General features: G+C 63.9%; 22 protein-coding genes. 11 read left to right on the top strand and 11 right to left on the bottom strand.

From position 1 onward, the window contains the following. Position 1: 1 nt before the first annotated feature. The 3 genes from CJU94_RS13620 to CJU94_RS13610 are packed head-to-tail and all read right to left on the bottom strand — an operon-like array spanning position 2 to position 2,415. On the bottom strand, positions 2–841 hold the full coding sequence (locus CJU94_RS13620; protein ID WP_095419122.1) for an FAD/NAD(P)-binding protein: 840 nt from the start codon (positions 839–841) through the stop codon (positions 2–4). A 1-nt stretch (position 842) separates the two neighbouring features. Then, positions 843–1,301 carry a cyclic nucleotide-binding domain-containing protein gene (locus CJU94_RS13615; RefSeq protein WP_095419121.1) on the bottom strand — a complete coding sequence of 153 codons (459 nt, stop codon included), beginning with the start codon at positions 1,299–1,301 and terminating at the stop codon, positions 843–845. After that, on the bottom strand, positions 1,288–2,415 hold the full coding sequence (locus CJU94_RS13610; protein WP_244220831.1) for a 4Fe-4S dicluster domain-containing protein: 1,128 nt from the start codon (positions 2,413–2,415) through the stop codon (positions 1,288–1,290). Before CJU94_RS13610 ends, CJU94_RS13615 begins: the two co-directional genes overlap by 14 nt. A gap of 393 nt (positions 2,416–2,808) precedes the next feature. Between CJU94_RS13610 and CJU94_RS13605 the strand changes: the two genes are divergently transcribed. The 5 genes from CJU94_RS13605 to CJU94_RS13585 are packed head-to-tail and all read left to right on the top strand — an operon-like array spanning position 2,809 to position 7,956. Further along, positions 2,809–3,798, top strand: a complete 990-nt coding sequence (locus CJU94_RS13605) for an HlyD family secretion protein (RefSeq protein ID WP_095419119.1) — start codon at positions 2,809–2,811, stop codon at positions 3,796–3,798. Continuing rightward, entirely contained in the window at positions 3,795–4,739 is a 945-nt protein-coding gene (locus CJU94_RS13600; RefSeq protein ID WP_095419118.1) for an ABC transporter ATP-binding protein, read from the top strand. The genes CJU94_RS13605 and CJU94_RS13600 overlap by 4 nt, the downstream gene beginning before the upstream one ends. After that, positions 4,736–5,686 carry an ABC transporter ATP-binding protein gene (locus tag CJU94_RS13595; protein ID WP_095419117.1) on the top strand — a complete coding sequence of 317 codons (951 nt, stop codon included), beginning with the start codon at positions 4,736–4,738 and terminating at the stop codon, positions 5,684–5,686. The genes CJU94_RS13600 and CJU94_RS13595 overlap by 4 nt, the downstream gene beginning before the upstream one ends. Then, on the top strand, positions 5,683–6,819 hold the full coding sequence (locus CJU94_RS13590; protein ID WP_095419116.1) for an ABC transporter permease: 1,137 nt from the start codon (positions 5,683–5,685) through the stop codon (positions 6,817–6,819). The genes CJU94_RS13595 and CJU94_RS13590 overlap by 4 nt, the downstream gene beginning before the upstream one ends. A 6-nt stretch (positions 6,820–6,825) precedes the next feature. After that, positions 6,826–7,956 carry an ABC transporter permease gene (locus CJU94_RS13585; RefSeq protein WP_095419115.1) on the top strand — a complete coding sequence of 377 codons (1,131 nt, stop codon included), beginning with the start codon at positions 6,826–6,828 and terminating at the stop codon, positions 7,954–7,956. Between the two features lie 198 nt (positions 7,957–8,154). Here the strand turns inward: CJU94_RS13585 and CJU94_RS13580 are convergent, their stop codons facing one another. Continuing rightward, entirely contained in the window at positions 8,155–8,367 is a 213-nt protein-coding gene (locus CJU94_RS13580; protein ID WP_095419114.1) for a hypothetical protein, read from the bottom strand. 476 nt (positions 8,368–8,843) lie between these two features. Here CJU94_RS13580 and cydP point away from each other — a divergent pair, with 476 nt between their 5' ends. From cydP to cydX, 4 genes are read left to right on the top strand one after another with little or no spacing between them, the layout of a single operon-like run. Next, on the top strand, positions 8,844–9,104 hold the full coding sequence (gene cydP / locus CJU94_RS13575; protein ID WP_095419113.1) for a cytochrome oxidase putative small subunit CydP: 261 nt from the start codon (positions 8,844–8,846) through the stop codon (positions 9,102–9,104). Then, positions 9,094–10,698 (top strand): cytochrome ubiquinol oxidase subunit I, encoded by a 1,605-nt coding sequence (locus CJU94_RS13570; RefSeq protein WP_095420349.1) that lies wholly within the window; start codon positions 9,094–9,096, stop codon positions 10,696–10,698. The genes cydP and CJU94_RS13570 overlap by 11 nt, the downstream gene beginning before the upstream one ends. Positions 10,699–10,732: 34 nt before the next feature. Further along, on the top strand, positions 10,733–11,869 hold the full coding sequence (gene cydB / locus CJU94_RS13565) for a cytochrome d ubiquinol oxidase subunit II (protein WP_095419112.1): 1,137 nt from the start codon (positions 10,733–10,735) through the stop codon (positions 11,867–11,869). A gap of 58 nt (positions 11,870–11,927) precedes the next feature. Further along, positions 11,928–12,053 (top strand): cytochrome bd-I oxidase subunit CydX, encoded by a 126-nt coding sequence (gene cydX / locus CJU94_RS13560; RefSeq protein ID WP_095419111.1) that lies wholly within the window; start codon positions 11,928–11,930, stop codon positions 12,051–12,053. Between the two features lie 237 nt (positions 12,054–12,290). Here cydX and CJU94_RS13555 read toward each other — a convergent pair whose 3' ends face one another. The 4 genes from CJU94_RS13555 to CJU94_RS13540 form a co-directional block, all read right to left on the bottom strand. Further along, positions 12,291–12,860 (bottom strand): hypothetical protein, encoded by a 570-nt coding sequence (locus CJU94_RS13555; protein ID WP_095420348.1) that lies wholly within the window; start codon positions 12,858–12,860, stop codon positions 12,291–12,293. 136 nt (positions 12,861–12,996) lie between these two features. Beyond that, complete coding sequence (locus CJU94_RS13550; protein WP_095419110.1) at positions 12,997–13,494, bottom strand: TPM domain-containing protein; 498 nt, start codon at positions 13,492–13,494, stop codon at positions 12,997–12,999. A 2-nt stretch (positions 13,495–13,496) separates the two neighbouring features. Next, on the bottom strand, positions 13,497–14,354 hold the full coding sequence (locus CJU94_RS13545; protein WP_095419109.1) for a TPM domain-containing protein: 858 nt from the start codon (positions 14,352–14,354) through the stop codon (positions 13,497–13,499). Continuing rightward, positions 14,351–14,971, bottom strand: a complete 621-nt coding sequence (locus tag CJU94_RS13540; RefSeq protein WP_095419108.1) for a LemA family protein — start codon at positions 14,969–14,971, stop codon at positions 14,351–14,353. The genes CJU94_RS13545 and CJU94_RS13540 overlap by 4 nt, the downstream gene beginning before the upstream one ends. A gap of 312 nt (positions 14,972–15,283) precedes the next feature. On the opposite strand from CJU94_RS13540, the gene phaZ reads away from it, so the two are divergent. Continuing rightward, entirely contained in the window at positions 15,284–16,510 is a 1,227-nt protein-coding gene (phaZ, locus tag CJU94_RS13535) for a polyhydroxyalkanoate depolymerase (RefSeq protein ID WP_095419107.1), read from the top strand. Positions 16,511–16,582: 72 nt separating this feature from the next. Here the strand turns inward: phaZ and ftsH are convergent, their stop codons facing one another. The 3 genes from ftsH to CJU94_RS13520 form a co-directional block, all read right to left on the bottom strand. After that, positions 16,583–18,550: an ATP-dependent zinc metalloprotease FtsH gene (gene ftsH / locus CJU94_RS13530; protein ID WP_095420347.1), complete on the bottom strand. Its 1,968-nt coding sequence runs from the start codon at positions 18,548–18,550 to the stop codon at positions 16,583–16,585. A gap of 49 nt (positions 18,551–18,599) precedes the next feature. Continuing rightward, the gene (locus CJU94_RS13525) at positions 18,600–19,112 is read right to left on the bottom strand and encodes a BCAM0308 family protein (RefSeq protein ID WP_095419106.1); all 513 of its coding nucleotides are present in this window, start codon (positions 19,110–19,112) and stop codon (positions 18,600–18,602) included. A 131-nt stretch (positions 19,113–19,243) separates the two neighbouring features. Beyond that, positions 19,244–19,894: a BON domain-containing protein gene (locus CJU94_RS13520; protein WP_095419105.1), complete on the bottom strand. Its 651-nt coding sequence runs from the start codon at positions 19,892–19,894 to the stop codon at positions 19,244–19,246. Positions 19,895–20,280: 386 nt separating this feature from the next. Between CJU94_RS13520 and CJU94_RS13515 the strand changes: the two genes are divergently transcribed. After that, positions 20,281–20,754 (top strand): hypothetical protein, encoded by a 474-nt coding sequence (locus tag CJU94_RS13515; RefSeq protein WP_095419104.1) that lies wholly within the window; start codon positions 20,281–20,283, stop codon positions 20,752–20,754. Positions 20,755–20,833 lie beyond the last annotated feature (79 nt).

Raw genomic sequence — 20,833 nt, 5'->3', positions numbered from 1 at the left:
GTCAGATCTCCCGGATCGCGAAGATGCCGGCCATCGTGTCGAAGCGCATCACGGGACCGTCCTTGCACAGGAAAGCCGGGCCGAACTGACAATGACCGCACAGTCCGATTGCGCATTTCATGTTGCGCTCCATCGAAAGATAGATGCGTTCGGGCGAGACGCCCGCATCGAGCAATGCATTCGCCGTGAAGCGCATCATCACCTCGGGGCCGCAAACCAGCGCCACCGTCTCGCGCGGGTCGAAGCCGGCGCGCGCGATCAATGCGGGCACCACGCCCACATGGCCATGCCAGCCGGTGTCCGCGTGATCGACGGTGATGTCCACCTGGACATCCGGGCGATTGCGCCACTGCTCCAGCTCCCGGCGATAAAGCAGATCCTTAGGACTACGACTGCCGACCAGAATGACCACGCGGCCATAGCTGCGCCGTCTCGCCAGCAGCTGGTAAATCGCCGGGCGCAGCGGCGCAAGGCCGAGACCGCCGGCAACGATAACGATGTCAGCGCCCTCGGCGAGCGCGATCGGCCAGCCCGTCCCGAACGGTCCGCGCAGCCCGATCGTCGCGCCCGTCCTGAGCCGGGTAAGCGCCGCGCTGACGGCACCGACGTTGCGAACGGTGTGGACAAACACCCGCTGGTCAGCCGGACTGCCGCTCATGCTGACCGGCACCTCGCCGACGCCGAACACATACAACATATTGAACTGCCCGGCCTCGGCCGCCGGACAGGAACCGGCGGGCGGAACGCACTCCAGCGTCGCCGTGTCAGACAGCTCGCGGCGCACCCGCCCGACCCGATAGATCTCGGGGACGAACGGGTTCGGAGCGTCCGCCGCGACCATGTCAGCGTTTCCCGTAGACATCGAGAAGCTGGAGCCTGGTGGCGTCCAGACGCTTCAGGAAAACGGGCAGGAAGCGCTTCATCATCTCGTAGCCGAGATCGTGGTCCGCCTCGCATTTCCCGCGCAGACATTCCGCATTGATACCGATTGCGCGTGTCAGCTCGACTGCCCGGGCATCGAAAGTCCAGCGATACGGCGGCACCAGCCAGGATGCGCCCACGATCTCGCCTGCGCCCAGGGTCGTGACCACGACAGGCGCCTGACCGGGTGCCGCGATTTCGAGCGCCACCTTGCCGTGCCGGATCACAAAGAACTCATTGGCCGGCTCGCCCTCCCTGAACAGGTAATGCTCCGCCTGGAAAAGATGGTTTCTCGCGCAACCGCCTATGAGGCGCTTGTGTGCGTCAGGAAAACCCGCGAAGAAAGGCTGTTCGCCGAGTATCCGTTCAAGCCCCTCCATGTTGTTCCTCCCCGCCGGCTTTGCCGGTGGCGCGAATCGCCGCGGCCTCCTCGGTGATGTCGATACCGACCGGACACCAGGTAATGCAACGGCCACACCCCACACAGCCGGACGTGCCGAACTGGTCGATCCAGCTCGCGAGCTTGTGCGTCATCCATTGCCGGTAGCGCGCGCGCGTCGTGCTGCGCACGCTGCCGCCGTGGATGTAGGAGAAGTCCATCGTGAAACACGAATCCCACTTGCGAATCCGCTCGGCGGATTGCCCGGCGAGATCGCTGTGGTCTTCGACGGTCGTGCAGAAACAGGTCGGACACACCATCGTGCAGTTCCCGCAACTCAGGCAGCGCTCGGCAACCTCGTCCCAGCGCGGATGGTTGGGATTGCCTTGCAGCAGTTCCCTGATGCCGTCCGTCTCGAGGGTGCGGCCCATCTGGGTCGCGGTGTGCGCGACAACCGCCTCCGCGGCCGCACGGTGCGCGTCAGACGCCGGCCGATGCGGGATGTGCCTGAGCGCCTCGGCGCCTGCCTCACTGCCCGCTTCCACCAGAAACGCGTGGCCGTTACCGTCGAGCAATTCGGTCAGCGCGAGATCGAAGCCCGCGTCGGCCTTCGGTCCGGTTTGCATCGACACGCAGAAACAGGTTCCCCCGGCCTGCGCGCAGTTGACGGCAACGATGAACGCGTCGCGGCGGCGCAGCGCATAGACCGGATCCGTGTACGGTCCGTCGCAAAACACCCGGTCCTGGATCGCGATCGCATGGATTTCACAAGCACGCACGCCGATGAACGCAAATCTGGGCGCCGGCTCGTCCGCGGCGGCTATCGTGAGTCCCTGCCCGGTATTGCTCGCCTCCCACAGTTTCTGGATCGGCGGATGCAAAAAGCGCTTCCACGAGTGGGGGCCCACAGCAAAGCCGAACACCGCCGCATCGTTGCGACGCTCCAGCCGATAGCGCCCTGCCTCCTGACGATCGGTCCAGCCGGCCGGCAAATCGCCGACGCGGGCGATCCGGTCATAGACGATCGCACCGTCACGCACGGTCGGCCCCAGCACTTGATAATGGCTGGCGGCGAGAAAGTCGATAAGCGACTGCAGAGCATCGAGGGTGATCACGCCCCCTTCGCTCTCTGAGATTGGATGCTCCGCCATCGCTCCTCCTCCGAAAACAATCGGATGGACACCCCACGCCATCGCCATCGGCTCTCGAAGTGGGGAGGCACTCGAGCGCACGATAGACGAAAGCGCCCGCATGACGACTACAACACTAGACCAGATTTGAGGGAATCGAGTGCTGCGCCGGCAGCGCGGCACGGGACCGGCTCAATGCATCAACCATGCCGTATCGCGGCCAATTCACCGCGACCCGGCCCCTACCGGGTTTCAACTTGACTTGAGTCAATTGGCCGGAGCGGTCACGGCTCTATCTTCAGCAGACGCAACATAGAAAAGTGAGCGGCCTCCGGTTTCGCATGCTCCATCCGGAAGCGCTTCAACCGAGCCGAAAACATGGCCCTATCGAAACACCGCACGCAGGCCCTGCTCGCGCTAGTCGCCATTGCGGCGGCCGGCATCGTGGCGTGGCGTTGGCCAGTGCTGTTCGGCTCCCGTCATGATACGACCCATATCGTGGTGTCCGGCAACATCGAGGCTCACGAAAGCGTTCTGAGCGTCACCCAGGTCCAGGCGCCGATCGTGTATCTGCCGTTCGACGAAGGCGCCTATGTCGAGCGCGGCACCGTGCTCGCGCGCGTCGACGATCGCCTGTACCGCCAGCAGACGGAAATCGACCGTACCAACCTGCAGGTCGCCACGGCGCAGATCAGCGCCAATGAGAGCACGCTCGCCGCGGCACGCCACAACGTGGTGAGCGATCAGTTCGACCTCAGCGAAAAGCAACTGGATTTGGGGCGCGCGGAGAATCTGGTGAAAGGCAACGCCATTCCGCGCCAGGTGCGTGACCTCGCCTATACCGCCGAGCGGCAATCCGCCACGACCCTGGCACACGACAAGGCGCTGGTGGAGGTCGCGAGCAACAACATCGCGCTCGCGCGCGCCAACCAGGCCGCCGCCGAGGCGAAGCTCGAGCTCGACGAAATCACGCTCTCCTATACCGAGCTGCGCGCGCCGTTCAACGGCGTCATCGCAGTACGCGAAGCGGAGCTCGGGCAGCTCGCGGGGCCGGGCGTCGCGATCTTCACGCTCGATGAACTCGATCACGTCTGGCTGCGTGCGTATGTGAACGAGCCCGACATCGGCAAAATCCGTCTGAACGAACCCGCCACCGTGACGACCGACACCTACGCCGGCAAGACTTACCAGGGGCGCATCAGCTTCATTTCCCCGCAGGCCGAGTTCACGCCGAAAACCGTCGAGACGCACGCCGAACGCGTGACGCTGGTCTACCGGATCCGCATCGACATCGACAACCCGACGCATGAACTGCTGCCGGGCATGCCCGCCGACGCGTCGATCGCCTTGCTGGCGGCCGGGCAATGAACCCCGCCCCCGCAGCAATCTCCGTCCACGCCCAGGACCTGGTCCGCGGATTCGGGGCGGTGCAGGCAGTGCGTGGTGTCAGCTTCGATATCGAACGCGGGGAAATCTTCGGCCTCGTCGGCCCAGACGGCGCCGGCAAGACCACCATCATGCGCATGCTGGCGGGTGTGCTGCGGCCGGACGCCGGTCGGATCTCGCTCGAGAATATCGACGTGATAGCGGCACCCGAGCGCGCGAAAGCGGCCCTTAGCTATATGCCTCAGCGTTTCGGTCTGTACGAAGACCTGAGCGTCGCCGAAAACATTTTCTTCTACGGCGAACTCTTCGGGGTGTCGCGCAAAGCCAATCGAATCCGCAGCGGCGAACTTCTGGAGGCCGCCGGCCTCGTGCCATTCCGGGATCGTCTCGCCGGGCAACTGTCGGGCGGCATGAAACAGAAACTCGGCCTCGTGTGCGCGTTGATTCACACACCACGCGTGCTGCTGCTGGATGAGCCGACCACCGGCGTGGACCCGGTGTCGCGGCGCGATTTTTGGGCAATCCTGTACAGCCTGCGCGAGAGCGGTGTCACTATCGTGCTGTCCACTGCATATATGGACGAAGCCGAACGCTGTTCGCGGCTCGCGCTGCTGCATACCGGGCAAATCCGCCAGTGCGACACGCCGGCACGGTTAAAGCAGGCCATGCCCGGGGCCCTGTTCGCCATCGCCGCGGCCGACCCGCGCGCGGTACACGGCGCGCTGGGGGACGCGCCCGGTGTGCTCAGCGCCTTGCTGATGGGCGACCGTGTGCACGTGCGCGTGGACGACGCCGCGCGCCGCCTGCCAGAGTTGCAGGCCCGGCTTGCCGGACGTGCCGTTGCACACGCAACCATCACGGCCATCGAGCCGGGCATCGAAGACGTCTTCGTCGCGCTCGTCGGCTCAGGGAGCCCGACATGAGCGCCGCTGCGCCCGTCGTCGAGGCAATCGGCCTGACCAAGCGGTTTGGCTCGTTCACGGCGGTCGACCGGCTCGACCTGTCGATCGCGAGAGGCGAAGTGGTTGGCTTCATCGGGCCGAACGGCGCGGGCAAATCGACCACCATCCGCCTGCTGTGCGGGCTGCTTTCGCCCAGTGCCGGGCGCGCATCCGTGGCCGGCTTCGACGTCGCCACCCAGGCCGAGGCGCTACGCTCGCACATCGGCTACATGTCGCAGAAGTTCTCGCTGTACGGCGACTTGACCTGCCACGAAAACCTGCGCTTTTTTTGCGGCATCTACCGGGTTCCCCGGCACGAAATCGCCGAGCGTATCCAACTCGCCATTTCGACCGCGGGACTCGAGGGACGTGAAAATATCCTGGTGCGCACGCTCGCGGGCGGCTGGAAGCAGCGGCTCGCACTCGGCTGCGCGAATCTGCACCGCCCGCCCGTGCTGTTTCTCGATGAACCGACCTCAGGCGTCGAGCCCGAGGCGCGCCGCCGCTTCTGGGACCTGATTCACGGCCTTGCCGCGGGCGGCGTCACCGTGCTGGTGTCCACGCATTACATGGACGAAGCGGAATACTGCCACCGCATCGCGCTGATCGATGCGGGACATCTGGTTGCGATCGGCAGCCCCAATGAGCTGCGCGAACACAATCTCGGAGGCAGCCTGTTCGAGGTGGTGTGCGCGCCGCTTGGCGCGGCCCTCGCGGCGCTGCGCGAAGCGCCCGAGGTGATCGACGCCGCGATCTTTGGCGACAGGCTCCACGTGCTGATGCACCTGGGCGTGCCTGAAACCGTGCTTCAGCAACGTCTTGCGCAACGGCATATCGCCTTGACGACGGTGCGGGCGATCCGGGCGAGCCTTGAAGATGTGTTCGTCCAGCTCGTCACCCACGCGGACCAGGGAGCGCACGCACCATGAGCCTGCGGCGACTGCTGGCGATGGCTTTCAAGGAAACGCTGCAGATCTGGCGCGATCCGCGCAGTCTCGCCATCGCGCTGCTGATGCCGTTGTTGCAGATGGTGCTGCTCGGCTATGGCGTCAGCCTCGACATCCGGCGCGTGCCGCTGTGCATCAACGACGAGGAACACAGCCAGCTCAGCCGTGAGCTCGTGCAGGACTTCGTGTCGTCGCGCTGGTTCGTGGCGGTCCGCAATGTCGACAACGAGCGCGAACTGCGCGATGCGATGGATCGCGGCACGTGTGCGGGTGTCGTCACCATCCCGGTCGATTTTTCCCGCGTCTTCACCACGACAGGCAATGCATCGGTGCAAACCGTGTTCGATGCGACCGATGCCAATACGACCAACATTGCGATCGGCTACGCGCAGAACGTCATCGCGCGAGTCACGGCGGAGTTTCAGTTGCGCTGGCAGCAAACCCACGGCATACGGGCCCACACCGTCGGGACGGTCGACCTCGAACCGCGTGTCTGGTTCAACGAGACGCTCGACAGCCGCAACTTCATCATCCCCGGCGTCGTCGCGGTCATTCTGGCGCTGGTCGGCGCGCAGCTCACGTCGCTGACCATCTCGCGCGAGTGGGAGCGCGGCACGATGGAGCAACTCATCTCGACGCCCGTTACCGCGCTCGAAGTCATGCTCGGCAAGCTGCTCCCGTACTTCGTGATCGGACTCGTGAATGCCGCATTCTGTCTGCTCAGCACGGTTTACTGGTTCCACGTCCCGTTGCGCGGCAGTGTCGGCACCCTGATCGCCACCACCGCGCTGTTTACGCTCGTGGTGCTGGGCATCGGCTATCTGGTGTCGGTTCACATTCGCAGCCAGCTCGGCGCCAGCCAGGTGGCGCTGCTGCTGACGATGCTGCCGACCAGCATGCTGTCGGGTTACACCTTCGCCATCGACCAGATGCCCGCGCCGATCCAGCTCGCCACGCTGCTCGTCTACGCTCGCTACTACATCACCATCCTGCGGGCGGTGTTCCTGAAAGGCAGCAACCTTGCCGACCTCGCCATGCCGATTCTCGCGCTGGCCGTGTATGCGCTGGCCATCATCTGGCTCGCCGCGCGGGCGTTCCGCAAACATCTGGACTAGCACATCATGTTCGACCGCCTGCAGGTCATGTTGATGAAGGAGTTCCTCGAACTCAGGCGCGACCCGTGGGCGATCTTCCGGCTGGTCGTGCCGCTGCTGCTGCAGGTGATCATCTATGGCTACGCCGCGACCTTCACCGTCAATCATGTGAGCCTCGCCATACTCGATCTGGACCGCAGCGAGGCCAGCCGGAACCTCGCCTCGCATTTCGTCGCCACCGGCAAGTTCGATGTCGTCGATCACGCGATGACAGAACGCGACATTACGCATGACATCGATAGCGACAAGGCGACGATGGCGCTCGTGATCCATGCGGGCTTCGCGCAGCATCTGCGCAACGGCCAGAGCGCACCGCTGCAGGTCATCGTGGACGGCACGAACTCCAACACGGCGCTGATCGCGCTCGGCTATGTCAGCCGCATCGTCACGCAGTTCCAGACCGATCAGATGAGCGACCCGTGGTCGAACTATACGGGCGCCTCGCCGCCTGAAGTCGCCGTGACCCTGCGCGAGCGGCCCTGGTATAACGACACTATCGACGATCGCTGGTTCTTCATCCCAGGCGTGGTCGGCACGCTCACGCTGATGCAGGTGGTCAGCCTCACCGCGTTTGCCGTGGTTCGCGAACGGGAGATCGGCACGCTGGAGCAGATCATGGTGAGTCCGATCAGGCCGGTCGAGTTTATCCTCGGCAAGACCGTGCCGTTCTTTCTGATCGGCCTTGGCGACGTGGCCCTCGTGACGGTGGTGGGTATAGGATGGTTTCGGGTTCCGTTCGTCGGCAACCCGCTCGTCATGCTGGTCGGCGCATCACTGTTTCTGTTCGCCGCACTCGGTCTCGGTTTGCTGCTGTCCACCTTCTCGCGCACACAGCAACAGGCATTCGCACTCAACTTCTTTCTGATTAACCCGCTTTTTATTCTGTCGGGTTTCGCATTTCCTATTGCCGCAATGCCTAAAGTCCTCCAATGGATTACGCTGATCAACCCACTGCGTTACTTTCTCGTCGTGCTGCGCTCGGTTTTTCTGAAAGGCACCGGCTTTGCAGTGCTGTGGCCGCAACTCGCCGCAATGGCGGCGCTCGGCGCGTTCATGCTCACGCTAAGCGTATTGCGCTTTCGCAAATCGCTCGACTGAATCGCCGGGTTTTCGGGGCGCGAGTGCGTTGCCGTTGCCGTTGCCTTTGCTGATGCCGAGAAGCGGAGATTGCGCACCGCAGGCTACTCGCTCGAATCAAGGCGCGCGGAGCCCATCATGCTGGCAGGCGTGGATGCGGTGCAGTGGGTAATACCGGGCAGTGGGTATCGTGCGCCGGGCACTGCAGCACCTCTCCATTCAGTACGTCAGCGCGCCCGCCAGCAAGCCGGAGTCCATACCCGAACAAATAGGCATGTGGCCGGAATTGCAAGCGAGGATGTCCTGTTCAACCTGCATGGCGAATCTGAGTTCGGGACATCTTTCGTAGGCGATAAATACCGAGCAGACAAAGGCCGACAATACGACCATCGAAAACGCAATTTTTTCCAGAATTCGATACTGATGCGGCATATCAATGCCCCCAAATTGTCATTCGCCCGGTGGTCGCTTCGAGCGACGCAGGCTTGATCCGGCGAACCGCGCTCCGGATGGCTACATGGACTGCGTGATCCCGACAGATGCGGCCGTCACATGTCATGCGATATGTCGGCTTCGGCGCACACTCCGGGTTGAGACTACGCGGACTTTCTCAAGTCCCCTTGACGTACCGCAACGGATCGGAAAGGTTGAAAAACGGCCACGAACGACAAACGCACTCAACGCGAGATGAGCGATTTCTATCCATCGCCGCGACGTAGCGCGGGGTTTCTTGACTTCGCTCAAACGAGAGCAACCCTTCTTTCGTGAAGATGTGAATTACCGTGACTAATGCCATGGCAGTGAGCATGTGCATTAATCGACAGTGGACGTTGCGTCATGCATTTGCCGGGTCACGCATACGTTAGAACAGATCGCATAATTCGACCGAAGTCGTCCATCGACCGATCATGACCATCACGCTCAACGACAGGAATCCACCGCGCCCCGCGCCACGCGCGCGACTCGCCGGCTGGGTGTCCAGGCGCACTTTCAAGCGGGATATTGTCATTGTGCTCGCCGTCAAATTTGCACTGCTGATGGCGCTCAAATACACCTTCTTCAATCATCCACAGGCGGAGCACATGTCGCTCCCGCCTGAGCAAGTCGCGCAGGCGCTGCTGTCCGTGCCTGCTTCGCATCCGTCCCAAGGTGATCAACATGCCCGTTAGCGAAGTCGTAGAACTGTCGCGCCTCCAGTTCGCCATCACGGCGCTCTATCACTTCCTGTTCGTCCCGCTCACGCTCGGCCTGTCCTGGCTGCTCGTCATCATGGAGTCGGTCTACGTGATGACCGGCAAGCAGATCTACAAGGACATGACCCAGTTCTGGGGCAAGCTCTTCGGCATCAACTTTGCCATGGGCGTCACCACCGGTCTCACGCTCGAATTCCAGTTCGGCACCAACTGGTCCTACTACTCGCATTATGTCGGCGACATCTTCGGCGTGCCGCTCGCCGTCGAAGGCCTGATGGCGTTCTTCCTCGAGTCGACCTTCGTCGGGCTGTTCTTCTTCGGCTGGAAGCGGCTCTCCAAGGTCCAGCACGTGGCCGTGACCTTCCTCGTCGCGCTCGGCTCGAACCTGTCGGCGCTGTGGATTCTGGTGGCCAACGGCTGGATGAACAATCCGGTCGGCGCCACCTTCAACTACCAGACCATGCGCATGGAACTCGACAGCATCTTCTCCGTGCTGTTCAATCCGGTCGCGCAGGTCAAGTTCGTCCACACCGTCTCGGCCGGCTATGTGACGGCCTCGATGTTCGTGCTCGGCGTGTCGTCGTGGTATCTGCTCAAGCGCCGCGACACCGAATTCGCGCTGCGCTCGTTCGCGATCGCCGCCGGATTCGGCCTCGCGTCCACGCTGTGCGTGATCGTGCTCGGCGACGAATCCGGCTACCGCACCGGCGAAGTCCAGCAGGTCAAGCTCGCCGCGATCGAATCCGAATGGGAAACCGCCCCCGCGCCGGCCCCGTTCACGATCATCGGGATTCCGAACCAGAAGGAAGAGCGCACCGACTACGCGATCCGGGTCCCTTACGCGCTCGGCCTGATCGCCACGCGATCGCTCGACGAACCCGTGGTCGGCCTGAAGGACCTCATGGTGCGCAACGAGGCGCGCATCCGCAACGGCATGCTGGCCTACGCCGCGCTGCAGAAGCTGAAACAGGGCGACGTCACCGACGAAGCCAGAGCCGCCTTCGACGCGCACAAGCAGGATCTGGGCTATGGCCTGATGCTCAAGCAGTTCACCGCGAACGTCACCGACGCCACGCCGGATCAGATCGCGCAGGCCGCGAAGAAAACGATCCCGCCCGTGGCGCCCGTGTTCTTCTCGTTCCGCCTGATGGTGGGCCTCGGCATCCTGTTCCTCGCCACCTTCGTGCTGGCGTTCTGGTTCTGCGCGCAGCGCTCGCTGCTGCTGGAAAAGCGTCGCTGGTTCCTGCGCTGGGCGCTGTGGGCGATTCCGCTGCCCTGGCTCGCGGCTGAATTCGGCTGGATCGTCGCCGAGGTGGGCCGTCAGCCGTGGACCATCGCGGGCATTCTGCCCACCAACCTGTCGGCCTCGAGCCTGACCGCGGGCGACCTGTATCTGAGTATCGCAGGCTTCGTGGTGTTCTACACGGTGCTGTTCATCATCGAAATCATGCTGATGTTCAAGTACGCGCGGCTCGGTCCCTCGTCGCTGCACACGGGCCGCTATCACCACGAACAACCGTCGCCGGAGCGGCCGCTGAACCAGCCGCTGCCGACCAACACGCTCGCCTGACTGGCCGCCACCGGGTTTCAAGGGAAACATCATCATGGATTATGCAAGCCTCAAACTGATCTGGTGGGTGCTGATCGGCGTACTGCTGATCGGCTTCGCGCTCACCGACGGCTTCGACATGGGCGCGGCGATTCTGCTGCCGTTCATCGGCAAGACCGACGCCGAGCGGCGCATCGTCGTGAACACCGTGGGCGCGACCTGGGAAGGCAACCAGGTCTGGCTCATCACCGCCGGCGGCGCGATGTTCGCCGCGTGGCCGCTGGTGTACGCGGCCTCGTTCTCCGGTTTCTACTTCGCCATGCTGCTCGTGCTGTTCTCGCTGTTCTTCCGGCCGGTCGGCTTCGACTACCGCAGCAAGCGTGAGGACCCGCGCTGGCGCAGCGCGTGGGACTGGGCGCTGTTCGCCGGCGGCTTCGTGCCGGCGCTGGTGTTCGGCGTCGCGTTCGGCAACCTGCTGCAAGGCGTGCCGTTCTCGTTCGATACCGACCTGCGGGTGACCTACCACGGCGGCTTCTTCGCGCTGCTCAACCCGTTCGCGGTGTTGTGCGGGCTCGTCAGCGTGTCGATGCTGGCCGCGCATGGCGCCGCCTTCGTCAAGATGAAGGCGGACGATATCGTGGCCGCGCGCGCGTCGCTGGCGCTGCGCATCGCGTCGTTCTCGGCCGTGGTGCTGTTCCTGATTGCCGGCGCGCTGATCGCCACGATGATCGGCGGCTATCAGCTGATCAACGAGGCGCCGCTCGACACGGTCGCCAATCCGCTGCTGAAAAGCGTGATCGGCGCACCGGGCCTGTGGCTGACCAACTACGCCACCTATCCGTGGATGGCGGCCGCGCCCGTCGCGGGTGTGGTGGGCGGCGTGCTGGCCGCGCTGCTCGCGCGTTCGCGCTTTGAAAAGAGCGCGTTTCTCGCAACCTCGCTGATGATCATCGGCGTGATCCTGACAGCGGGCTTCTCGATGTTCCCGTTCATCATGCCCTCCTCGCTCGACGGCCGCAGCAGCCTCACCGCCTGGGACTCGACCTCGAGCCGCATGACGCTGCAGATCATGCTGATCGCCGTGATCGTGTTCCTGCCGATCATCCTGATCTACACGAGCTGGGTGTATCGCGTGATGCGCGGCAAGGTGACCGCCGCCGCGCTCGAAGAAAATCACCATTCGATGTATTGATCGGCACGGGCGCGCAATTTCGCGCACATCACTAGACCTGAACGACTGGGAGCACACGATGTGGTATTTCAGCTGGATTCTGGGGATTGGAGTGGCGCTTTCGTTCGGCATAGTCAATGCGCTCTGGCTTGAGTCACGCCAACCCGTTGAGGGAACGAAGCGCCCGCAGCAGAGTCGGCGCTGAGTCCGAGTCTGGGCAGCGTGAAACGAAGCACTGGGCGACAGCGCAGGCTAACCGGGGTCGAGGGCGAGGCTGACAATCGCGCCGTCCCCACGAAAGAGGGCAAAAAAAAGCCCGGACGAGCCGGGCTTAACACGCTACTCCTTGGGGGTCCCCACCCCCAGACAAACCTTATCCCGCTGTCGCCCGACCTGCTTTGTGCTGAATCAAGCTGGCGCGCAACATCATCTGATCAGACCGTCACCCGCCAGATTTCCAGGGCCACGACGGATAAAGGCGCGGGTCGCTTTCCACACTCTCACGCGAAGCCGGTGACCGGTCGCCATCATCGCGTTCGATATCGGCGGCATGCGGACGCGCCATCTGCGCGTCGCGGGCGAGAGGCTCCGGCTCATCCGTATCGCCACTCGCGGCGGCCTCGCCAGGTTGAATTTCCTCAATGGTCTCCAGCCCCGTGCCGAACCACGCAACCGCCTCGCGCAGCGTCGCGACGTACGCCTGCCAGCCTTGCGCATTGCCCGCAAAAAGCGCCTCCCGAACCGTACGCGCGAGGTACTCGCGATCAAGTTCCAATTCAAGCAACGCCTTGGGCCACGAATCAAACGCCGCGCAGGCATGCTCGACGAAGTCCCGCGTAGTCATCGAGGGCGATATCTGCAACAGCAGCGGCAAGCCCTCGAGCGAATCATTCGCGGCGACCACCTCGCGCACGGTCTGCCTGTCAGCGTTGCAAGTCATGAGACGGTTGACCGTCTCCAGCACATCGCCAAGATGAAGCAGCAATGCACGCCGCTCGTACGCATCTTTCACGTTTTCCACTCCCTGCACTCAGTACCTGTTCGAGCCCCGCGCGTGTCGACCTGAGGCGCGAACGGACTATCCGCACGCCACCCGGCGGCCGCTCGTTCGAGGAAACCTCGCCCGGCCGCTGCACGCGGGCGCCGGGTCAGAGAATAGCGGGCTTGCTCGGCAGTTCCTCGCCCATTCCCGCTTGTGCGGGGAAATGCTGCCTGAGCAGCTCCGTCACCAGTCCGACGCCGCTCAGCACGCCGGCCTCGTAATTACCACGTTTGAATTCCGCCTCCATTCGCTGGCAGATGGCTTCCCACTCGCCCGGTTTGACCCTCGCATGCACGCCCCGGTCGGCCACGATCTCCACATCATGATCGGCGAGCAGCAGATAGATCAGTATCCCATTGTTGTGCTCGGTATCCCAGACTCGCAATTGAGAAAAAACGTCGATCGCGCGTTCTCTCGCCGATATCCCTTCCCATAGCGCCGCGATGTGAAGCGTGCCTTCGACGGCAAAGCGGATCTGCCCCATATGCGCGCGATGGCTGTCGCGGACGGCTTGTTCGATCGCGCGCAACACGGAGACAGGGAAAGCCCGGTTCACATGCCAGCGGGTCAGGAACAAATGTCTGACGATCCGTTCGAGATCCATGGCTACCACCTGCCCGACGCGCCACCGCCGCCGAATCCGCCGCCACCGCCCCTGAAGAGGGTGCGGCCGGAATCGCCGCCGAACCTGCCGGGCTGCCCGCCGATCACGCGAGCGCCCGCGTTCGCGCCCAGACCGCTGCCGAGCAGCGTGAACGCGAAGGCGATCACGCCGGCGACGGCGGCGATGAACAGCGCGCCTGACAACATCCAGGCCACCACCGCAACCGCGCCTGCGGTCACGATGGCGCCGGGCAGCCGCCCCAGCAACACGCGCAACAGACCGCCCGCGACAAGCGTCAGCACGAAAAGAACCGGCAAATAGTGTGCAAGCTGCGCCGTGCCGCCGGCAGGCCGGTTCGGCGGCGGCAACGGCTCGCCATCGATGACCCGCATGATGCTGTCGAGGCCGGCGGCGACGCCGGAGTAGTAGTCGCCCTGCCTGAACCGGGGGACGATCGTCTCGTTGATGATGCGGCTGCTGGTTGCGTCGGTCAGCGCGCCTTCGAGCCCATAGCCGACTTCGATGCGCAGCGTCCGGTCGTCTTTCGCGATGATCAGCAGCACGCCATCATCGATGTTCTTGCGGCCCAGCTTCCATTGCTCGACGACGCGAAGCGAATATTGCTCGATGGTTTCGGGCGCGGTGGTCGGCACCATGAGCACGGAAATCTGACTGCCCTTTTTTGCCTCGAACGCCTGCAAGGTCTGTTCGAGCGAAGCGCGTTGAGCGTCGGCGAGGGTGCCCGTCACGTCCGTGACATGCGCGGTCAGCGCCGGAACCGGCACTTGCGCGCGAGCGCCGGGCGGCAGGAATGCGCACAACGCCAGCAGCCATGCGCCGGCCAGTTTCAGGATGTTCAATTGGCCGCTCCGCTTGCCGGCGTGGGCGCCGTATTGAAATCGACCTGCGGAGGCCGGGCGATCTCCGCTTCGTTCGTGACCGAAAAATTGGGCTTTTCCTTGTAGCCGAACAGACTGGCCGTGAGATTGGACGGGAACGACCGGACCGTCGTGTTGTAGTCCTGCACTGATTTGATATAGCGGTTTCGGGCCACCGCAATGCGGTTTTCGGTGCCTTCGAGTTGTGCCTGCAGGTCGCGGAAACTGGCGTCCGACTTCAACTGCGGGTACGCCTCGGAGACGACGAGCAGTCGCGCGAGCGAGCTCGACAATTGCGCCTGAGCCGACTCGAAACGGGCGAACGCCTGCGGGTCGTTCAGGAGCTCCGGCGTTGCCTGTACCGATCCGACACGCGCGCGCGCCTCGGTGACGCCGATCAGCACCGAGCGCTCCTGGCCTGCAACGCCCTTCACCGTGTTCACGAGGTTCGGTACCAGGTCGGCGCGACGCTGGTACTGGTTGACGACCTCCGACCAGTTTGCCTTGACCTGCTCGTCCTGCCTCTGAATGGCGTTGTAGCCGCATCCGGAGACCATCACGACGATGACAGCCAGCAAACCAAGACATAGGGTGCGCATTGAGCCTTCTCCCTGTTCTAATGACCCCATGGACTGGGCTGATGAGCGGAAGTATCGACACACGCCGCCCGGCGCGAGCCGTTCGAGCCCCGCAAACCAACAGTATTCGTTGTGAACCCTGGATCATTGATCCCGGTCAACCCCATGAGAACTGGCCGGCGCAACGTTATCCCCGGCTATGCGAAGGATTTTTCCGGATCGCTTACCCGGCCGGGCGTGACATCGCGAGCAACGCGCGCGTGAGTTCGCCAGCACAATGACAACCGGCGCCGGTATCGATTGACGGGTCCGAGACAAGCCCAGGGAGGCAGCATGTGGTACGCATGGCTGGAAACGCAGCGCAACCTGATGCGCATGCTCGGCGCATGGAATCTGCCGGCTGTCGGCGGCAGCACGGAGCCCGGCGAGTCGCGAGCCACCGCGGTGGGTTACGACTGGCTCTATCGCCTGATTCAACCACCAACGGAGCCGCCGCCTTTCGACATCACCACGGTACGAATCGGCGCACGGGATATTCCCGTCGTCGAGCAGGTGATCGAGCGCACGCCGTTTTGCACGCTGCGCAAGTTCAGCCGCGCGCCGGATGCTGCGGCGCTCCTGCCCGAACAGGGCGGCGAGACGCCCGCCATATTTCTCTGCGCACCGCTGGCGGGCCACCACGCGGTGATGTTGCGCGAAGCGGTCGAAGCGCTGCTGCAGGACAGCGACGTCTATGTCACCGACTGGGCCAACGCTCGCGACGTGCCGTTAGACGCCGGGCCATTCGGACTCGATGACTATGTTCTCGTGATCCAGCGGTTTTTGCGCGCGGCGGGTGGCTCCGCCCTGCACATCGTCGCCGTCTGTCAGGCAACCGGCCCCGCGCTCGCGGCAACCGCGCTCGCGGCGAGCGCGGGTGAAGCGCCCGCGCGCAGCATCACGCTGGCAGGCGGCCCGATCGATGCACGTATCGCCCCGACGCAGATCGGCAGGTTTGCGCGAACCCATTCACCCGACTGGTTTCGCAACATGGCGATCGACACGGTCCCGCCGCCGCATCCCGGTGCGGGCCGGCGCGTCTACCCGGGGTTTATCCAGCACGCGGCGTTCGTCGCCGCCAACCCCGAGCGGCAATGGGCACTCGAATCAAGCTACTGGGCCGCCCAGTGCTCGGGCGATGAGCGCGCGATTGCGAGTGCGCGGCGGCGCCTGAACGAATATGCCGCCGTGCTCGACATGACCGAGGATTATTTTCTCGACTCTATCCGGGTCTTTTTTCAGGAATGCTCGCTCGCCTGCGGCAACTGGCAGGTGGGCCCGCACCCCGTGCGGCCTCAGGACATCGTTTCGACGGCGCTCTGCACCGTGGAAGGGGCTCGTGACGACATCACCGGAGCGGGTCAGACACATGCTGCCCAAACGCTTTGCAGCGGCATTGCGTCGGCCATGCGGCAGAGATTGACGGTTGAGAATTGCGACCACTACGACCTGTTCACCGGGCCGAAATGGCACGATGTCATCCACCCTGCCCTGGCGGCTTTCTGGCGCTCCATTCGCTGACGTGCCGGGCCGCTTTATCGCACGTTGCAGCCGCCGGGCGGCCGATAGTCGTTTGGGGCACCGCGATTCAGGTCAGCCGTGTTGCGCGACGGGAGACGAGCTGCCCTCGGTCTGCGCCTCGGGCGCCGCGCTACCAGACACCCCTTGCATCACACCGGGTTCGTCCGGCGCGCCTTGTTGCGGCGCGGTGGCGGGCACGGCGCCGCCGGCCATCAACTGCAGCAAACAGGCCTCGTCCAGCACTTCGCACTCGAGCAAGCGCCTCGCGATGCGGTCCAGTTGCTCGCGGCGATCGGCGAGCGTGCGCGTCACGCGTTCGTGCGCCTCGGCGAGGGCGCGTCGAACTTCGTCGTCGACCAGCTTCGCGGTGCTCTCGCTAAAGCGCTCGCCTCGCCCTGCCGCCGACGGATACGCCAGGCCGGGATCACTGCTGTCGAACGTGAAAAGCCCCAACGGTTCGCTCATTCCATAGCGCGTCACCATATGCCGAACCAGCGTCGTTGCGCGATCCAGATCGTTTTCGGCGCCGGTCGACACATCGCCGAAGACGATTTCCTCCGCCACCCGGCCGCCGAGATACGCGTCAAGCCGGTCCAGCAGTTCGCTCTTGCGCAACACGTAGCGGTCTTCGGTCGGCACCTGCTGCGTATAGCCCAGAGCGGCGACTCCACGTGGAATGATCGACACCTTCTTGACGGGGTCGCAATGCGGGCGGCTCAGCGCGACCAGCGCGTGCCCCGCTTCGTGGTAGGCGATGGTGATCTTTTCCTGTTCGTTCATCACGCGGCTTCTGCGCTCCATGCCCGTCATTGCCCGGTCGATCGCTTCGTCGAAGTCCGCCATGTCGACCGCGGCTTTGTCGAGTTCGGCCGCATGCAAGGCCGCCTCGTTGACCACGTTGGCGAGATCGGCTCCGGCGAAACCGGGTGTGCGCGAGGCAATTTCGGCCAGATCGACGTCCGCGGCCAAGGTCACTTTCTTCACATGAACCAGCAGAATCTGGCGGCGCCCGTTGAGGTCGGGGCGGTCGATGGCGATATGCCGGTCGAAGCGTCCAGGGCGCAGCAAGGCCGGATCGAGCGTTTCCGGACGATTGGTCGCCGCGAGGATGATCACGCCGGAATTCGGCTGAAATCCGTCCATCTCGACCAGCAGTTGATTCAGGGTTTGCTCGCGCTCGTCGTTGCCGGATGTCACACCGGCGCCGCGCACTTTGCCCAGCGCATCCAGTTCGTCGATGAACACAATGCACGGCGCCTTCTTCTGTGCCTGCTCGAACAGGTCGCGCACCCGCGCCGCCCCGACGCCCACGAACATCTCGACGAACGCCGACCCGCTGATCGAAAAGAACGGCACGCCCGCCTCCCCCGCCACGGCCTTGGCCAGCAAGGTCTTGCCTGTACCCGGCGCGCCGACGATCAGGACCCCTTTGGGAATCTTGCCGCCCAGACGGCGGTAACGCTCGGCGTTACGCAGAAATTCGACGAGCTGCTTCAGTTCGGCCTTCGCTTCGTCAATGCCGGCAATGTCGTCGAACGTGACGTCGGTATCCTGCGCCACGTAGATCCTCGGCTTGCTTTTGCCGATCCCGCTGAAATCGCGCAAGCCGCCACCGCCGCCTCGCAGGAACACGCTCCAGACGGCCGCAAGCATCAGGACGGGGACGATCCAGCCGAGCACGGCCGCCAACCCGATCCTGTCGGCCACACCCGTGTAGCGGACGTCCGCGGCGGCCAGATCCTCGATCAGATGATCGTCGCTCACCCGCACGGTCGAAAAGCGCCACGGTTCGCCATTGGCGGCGAGCCCGCTGGCCGCGGATGCCGGCAGCAAAGGCGCCGCACCGGGCATCCGCACGCTGCCGGTAATCTGATCCGAACCGATCTCCAGATTGTCGAGTTGCCGGGCGACCAGCAGCCGGTGAAAGTCGCTGTACGCGATCGCTTCGCTCGGCTGCCGGTACAGGAAGATCTGCGCCAGCAGCAGCATGATGACGCCGAGCGGTATCAGTACGCCGGTGAAACTGGATTTTTCATTCATCGCCATTTGCGTCGATCACCAGACTGCGGGAAAAAACCGGCCTCGCCCGTCATTTGACCGAAGAACGGGCCCAATGGGCGCGCAGCAGCCCTTCGTTATCCCGATAGCTGATCTCCAGCGTCCCCTGATGCGCATGCAACATGGCCGCGCCGAGCCGGCGCACCAGATGCGGCCCCGTGGTTTGCACGACGATATGCTCCGGGTTCTGCTGTATATCCATGATGCGTTCCAGCGGATGCTCCTTGCTCTCGCCATCCGCCTGGTGATGAAGCAGCGCCAGAACTTCGTCTTTGCGGTCCAGCAAGTAGTCGCCGTCGAAAGTGATTTCTCCGGCTGGCGCCTGCTCGTGGATCCGCTTGCACGCCGGGCATTGCAACTGATGCATCTGCTCGGCCGAGACGCGCCACGTCCAGCGGCCGCCGTCGTAGATCGCGCCGCAGTCCGGGCAGCGCGATGCACCGGCGTTTCGTCCGCGCGGCCGGTAGCTGTCGTGGATATGGGCTTGCGGCTGCATGTCGCGGCGCATCTGTTTGCGCTTCACGCGTGCTTGTATCGTGGTCATTTCAGAGCCCCTCATCGTAAAAGTCCGTAAAAGTCGCAGTCGCTGCGAACAGGCGGAGAAGGCGCACCGCGCCCTCGGTGATTCAGATCAAATGAAGAAGTGCCGGCGCGCGCCACCTGTGCCGCCGCAATTCACGCGACGACCAGCTGGTCGACCACCCACCGGACTCCCTTGGTGCCCCAGGCGACACCGCATGCCACCCGCTTCTCGAGCAGCGAGTCGACCACGCCGGTCAAGCGGACCACGCCATCGTGCACGTCGACTGAAATACCGTCCGACTCATGGCGCGAACGCCGTTGCAATGCTTCAGCAACCTGCTTGCTGACATCGGCGGCAACCGGATCGATGCGCACCTCGATCTGATTGGCCACGCCCACGACCCCGCGCATTCGGGTCACGAGCCCTTCGGCCATCTGGCGCTGGAAGCCGTAGTCCACCGCGCCGGTCAGGGTGACGCATCCGTGCTCCACCACCACGCTGATCGCGTCCTCGGGAAGCCCTTCCTGCCAGTTCAACGCCGACACGATCGCGGCGGCCAGATCTTCGTCGGTATGCCTCAACGGAGACGGCGCACGGACCACCAGGTCGAGCACGACCGCGCGACTGCCGGCTACCCGCTGCACGGCTTTCTGCACAGCGAGTTTCTGGGCGCAACTGTTCACGGAACCTTCGAGGGTGACGATGCGGTTGAGCACCGTGGCGGTGATGTTTCTGGCATCGAGCGCAGGATCCCAAAGCAACTCCTGATCCACGTCGTGCTTGAGTTCGAGATCTGATTTCATCGGTATCTCCTGCCGTTGCACGCCCTTCCCGGTGGGCGATGTGCGCCGTGAATGCGAAAGAATCCGGCAACGGATGCGTGAACCATAGTCCCGCGCCGGAGAATCCCGATTGACTCAAGTCAAGCACGCCCGGACCACGCCGGTCCCGTGCGCTGCCTTGCGGCGTTCGGCCACGGCAGTGACCCCATGGTTGATGCACATCAACGGACCGCAAAGCCCCGCACCTATGCTGAAACAGTCGCGGCGAAGCGCTGCGGACCGCGCGCTTCAATGCGCGTTCAATGCGCGGCTCGATCCGCATTTGCATGACGTCGTGAACACCCGACGCTGTCGAGTCTGGCGAGCGATGGAACGACGATACCCGTGTGCCCCTAGGAGGAGACAACATGAACTGGCTGGCCGAATATTTCGCTCAGCGGACGAGCCCGCTGACGCTCGCCCTATGGGCCTATCCGCCCCTTCTTGTCGGACCGGAAGGACCTGTTGCGCCGCCGGCTTACGCTTTGTGCTATCCCGGCGTACAACTCACTTTCACCCCGCCAGAAACCGTGAGCCACGGCAAGTTTCGCTACGAGTTGCCCGCGCATTACGACACCGCCGAGCCGTTGACTGCTTCGACGCCCGACGCACTGCTCGATGAGCCGTCGCTCAAGTTTTTCAGGAACGTTTCCATCTACGCGCCTTCGCGGTTCAACCCCGACTTTCTGGTCACGATCAACGACGTCTATTCATTCGTGCCGGCGTTTTCGTCCGACGGCAGTCCTGGCTTCTCCGGCTCCTGCACCGGCCCGCTCGGCGAGCCGAACCATTCTTCCCAGTTGAAGCTGCCCTGGATCTTTCAGGGCTTCCTGACGATTTGACGCCGGGCCAGGGCCGATAGGCGCGGCCCGTGTTGCCAGTCGCGGCAGATACGGGCCTTTGCCGGCATATCGTATCCGG

Source organism: Paraburkholderia aromaticivorans, assembly GCF_002278075.1.
GTDB lineage: Bacteria > Pseudomonadota > Gammaproteobacteria > Burkholderiales > Burkholderiaceae > Paraburkholderia > Paraburkholderia aromaticivorans.
The sequence above is the reverse complement of the archived record's forward strand: the minus strand, read 5'-3'. Positions and strand labels throughout refer to the sequence as shown.

What these genes read in the sequence shown, in the direction of transcription:
- cydP (WP_095419113.1), top strand. Translation starts at nt 8,844, where the DNA reads ATGACCATCACGCTCAACGACAGGAATCCACCGCGCCCCGCGCCACGC.
- CJU94_RS13580 (WP_095419114.1), bottom strand. Translation starts at nt 8,367, where the DNA reads ATGCCGCATCAGTATCGAATTCTGGAAAAAATTGCGTTTTCGATGGTC.
- CJU94_RS13605 (WP_095419119.1), top strand. Translation starts at nt 2,809, where the DNA reads ATGGCCCTATCGAAACACCGCACGCAGGCCCTGCTCGCGCTAGTCGCC.
- CJU94_RS13570 (WP_095420349.1), top strand. Translation starts at nt 9,094, where the DNA reads ATGCCCGTTAGCGAAGTCGTAGAACTGTCGCGCCTCCAGTTCGCCATC.
- CJU94_RS13540 (WP_095419108.1), bottom strand. Translation starts at nt 14,971, where the DNA reads ATGCGCACCCTATGTCTTGGTTTGCTGGCTGTCATCGTCGTGATGGTC.
- CJU94_RS13585 (WP_095419115.1), top strand. Translation starts at nt 6,826, where the DNA reads ATGTTCGACCGCCTGCAGGTCATGTTGATGAAGGAGTTCCTCGAACTC.
- CJU94_RS13595 (WP_095419117.1), top strand. Translation starts at nt 4,736, where the DNA reads ATGAGCGCCGCTGCGCCCGTCGTCGAGGCAATCGGCCTGACCAAGCGG.
- CJU94_RS13525 (WP_095419106.1), bottom strand. Translation starts at nt 19,112, where the DNA reads ATGACCACGATACAAGCACGCGTGAAGCGCAAACAGATGCGCCGCGAC.
- phaZ (WP_095419107.1), top strand. Translation starts at nt 15,284, where the DNA reads ATGTGGTACGCATGGCTGGAAACGCAGCGCAACCTGATGCGCATGCTC.
- CJU94_RS13550 (WP_095419110.1), bottom strand. Translation starts at nt 13,494, where the DNA reads ATGGATCTCGAACGGATCGTCAGACATTTGTTCCTGACCCGCTGGCAT.
- cydX (WP_095419111.1), top strand. Translation starts at nt 11,928, where the DNA reads ATGTGGTATTTCAGCTGGATTCTGGGGATTGGAGTGGCGCTTTCGTTC.
- CJU94_RS13615 (WP_095419121.1), bottom strand. Translation starts at nt 1,301, where the DNA reads ATGGAGGGGCTTGAACGGATACTCGGCGAACAGCCTTTCTTCGCGGGT.
- ftsH (WP_095420347.1), bottom strand. Translation starts at nt 18,550, where the DNA reads ATGAATGAAAAATCCAGTTTCACCGGCGTACTGATACCGCTCGGCGTC.
- cydB (WP_095419112.1), top strand. Translation starts at nt 10,733, where the DNA reads ATGGATTATGCAAGCCTCAAACTGATCTGGTGGGTGCTGATCGGCGTA.
- CJU94_RS13520 (WP_095419105.1), bottom strand. Translation starts at nt 19,894, where the DNA reads ATGAAATCAGATCTCGAACTCAAGCACGACGTGGATCAGGAGTTGCTT.
- CJU94_RS13515 (WP_095419104.1), top strand. Translation starts at nt 20,281, where the DNA reads ATGAACTGGCTGGCCGAATATTTCGCTCAGCGGACGAGCCCGCTGACG.
- CJU94_RS13590 (WP_095419116.1), top strand. Translation starts at nt 5,683, where the DNA reads ATGAGCCTGCGGCGACTGCTGGCGATGGCTTTCAAGGAAACGCTGCAG.
- CJU94_RS13600 (WP_095419118.1), top strand. Translation starts at nt 3,795, where the DNA reads ATGAACCCCGCCCCCGCAGCAATCTCCGTCCACGCCCAGGACCTGGTC.
- CJU94_RS13620 (WP_095419122.1), bottom strand. Translation starts at nt 841, where the DNA reads ATGGTCGCGGCGGACGCTCCGAACCCGTTCGTCCCCGAGATCTATCGG.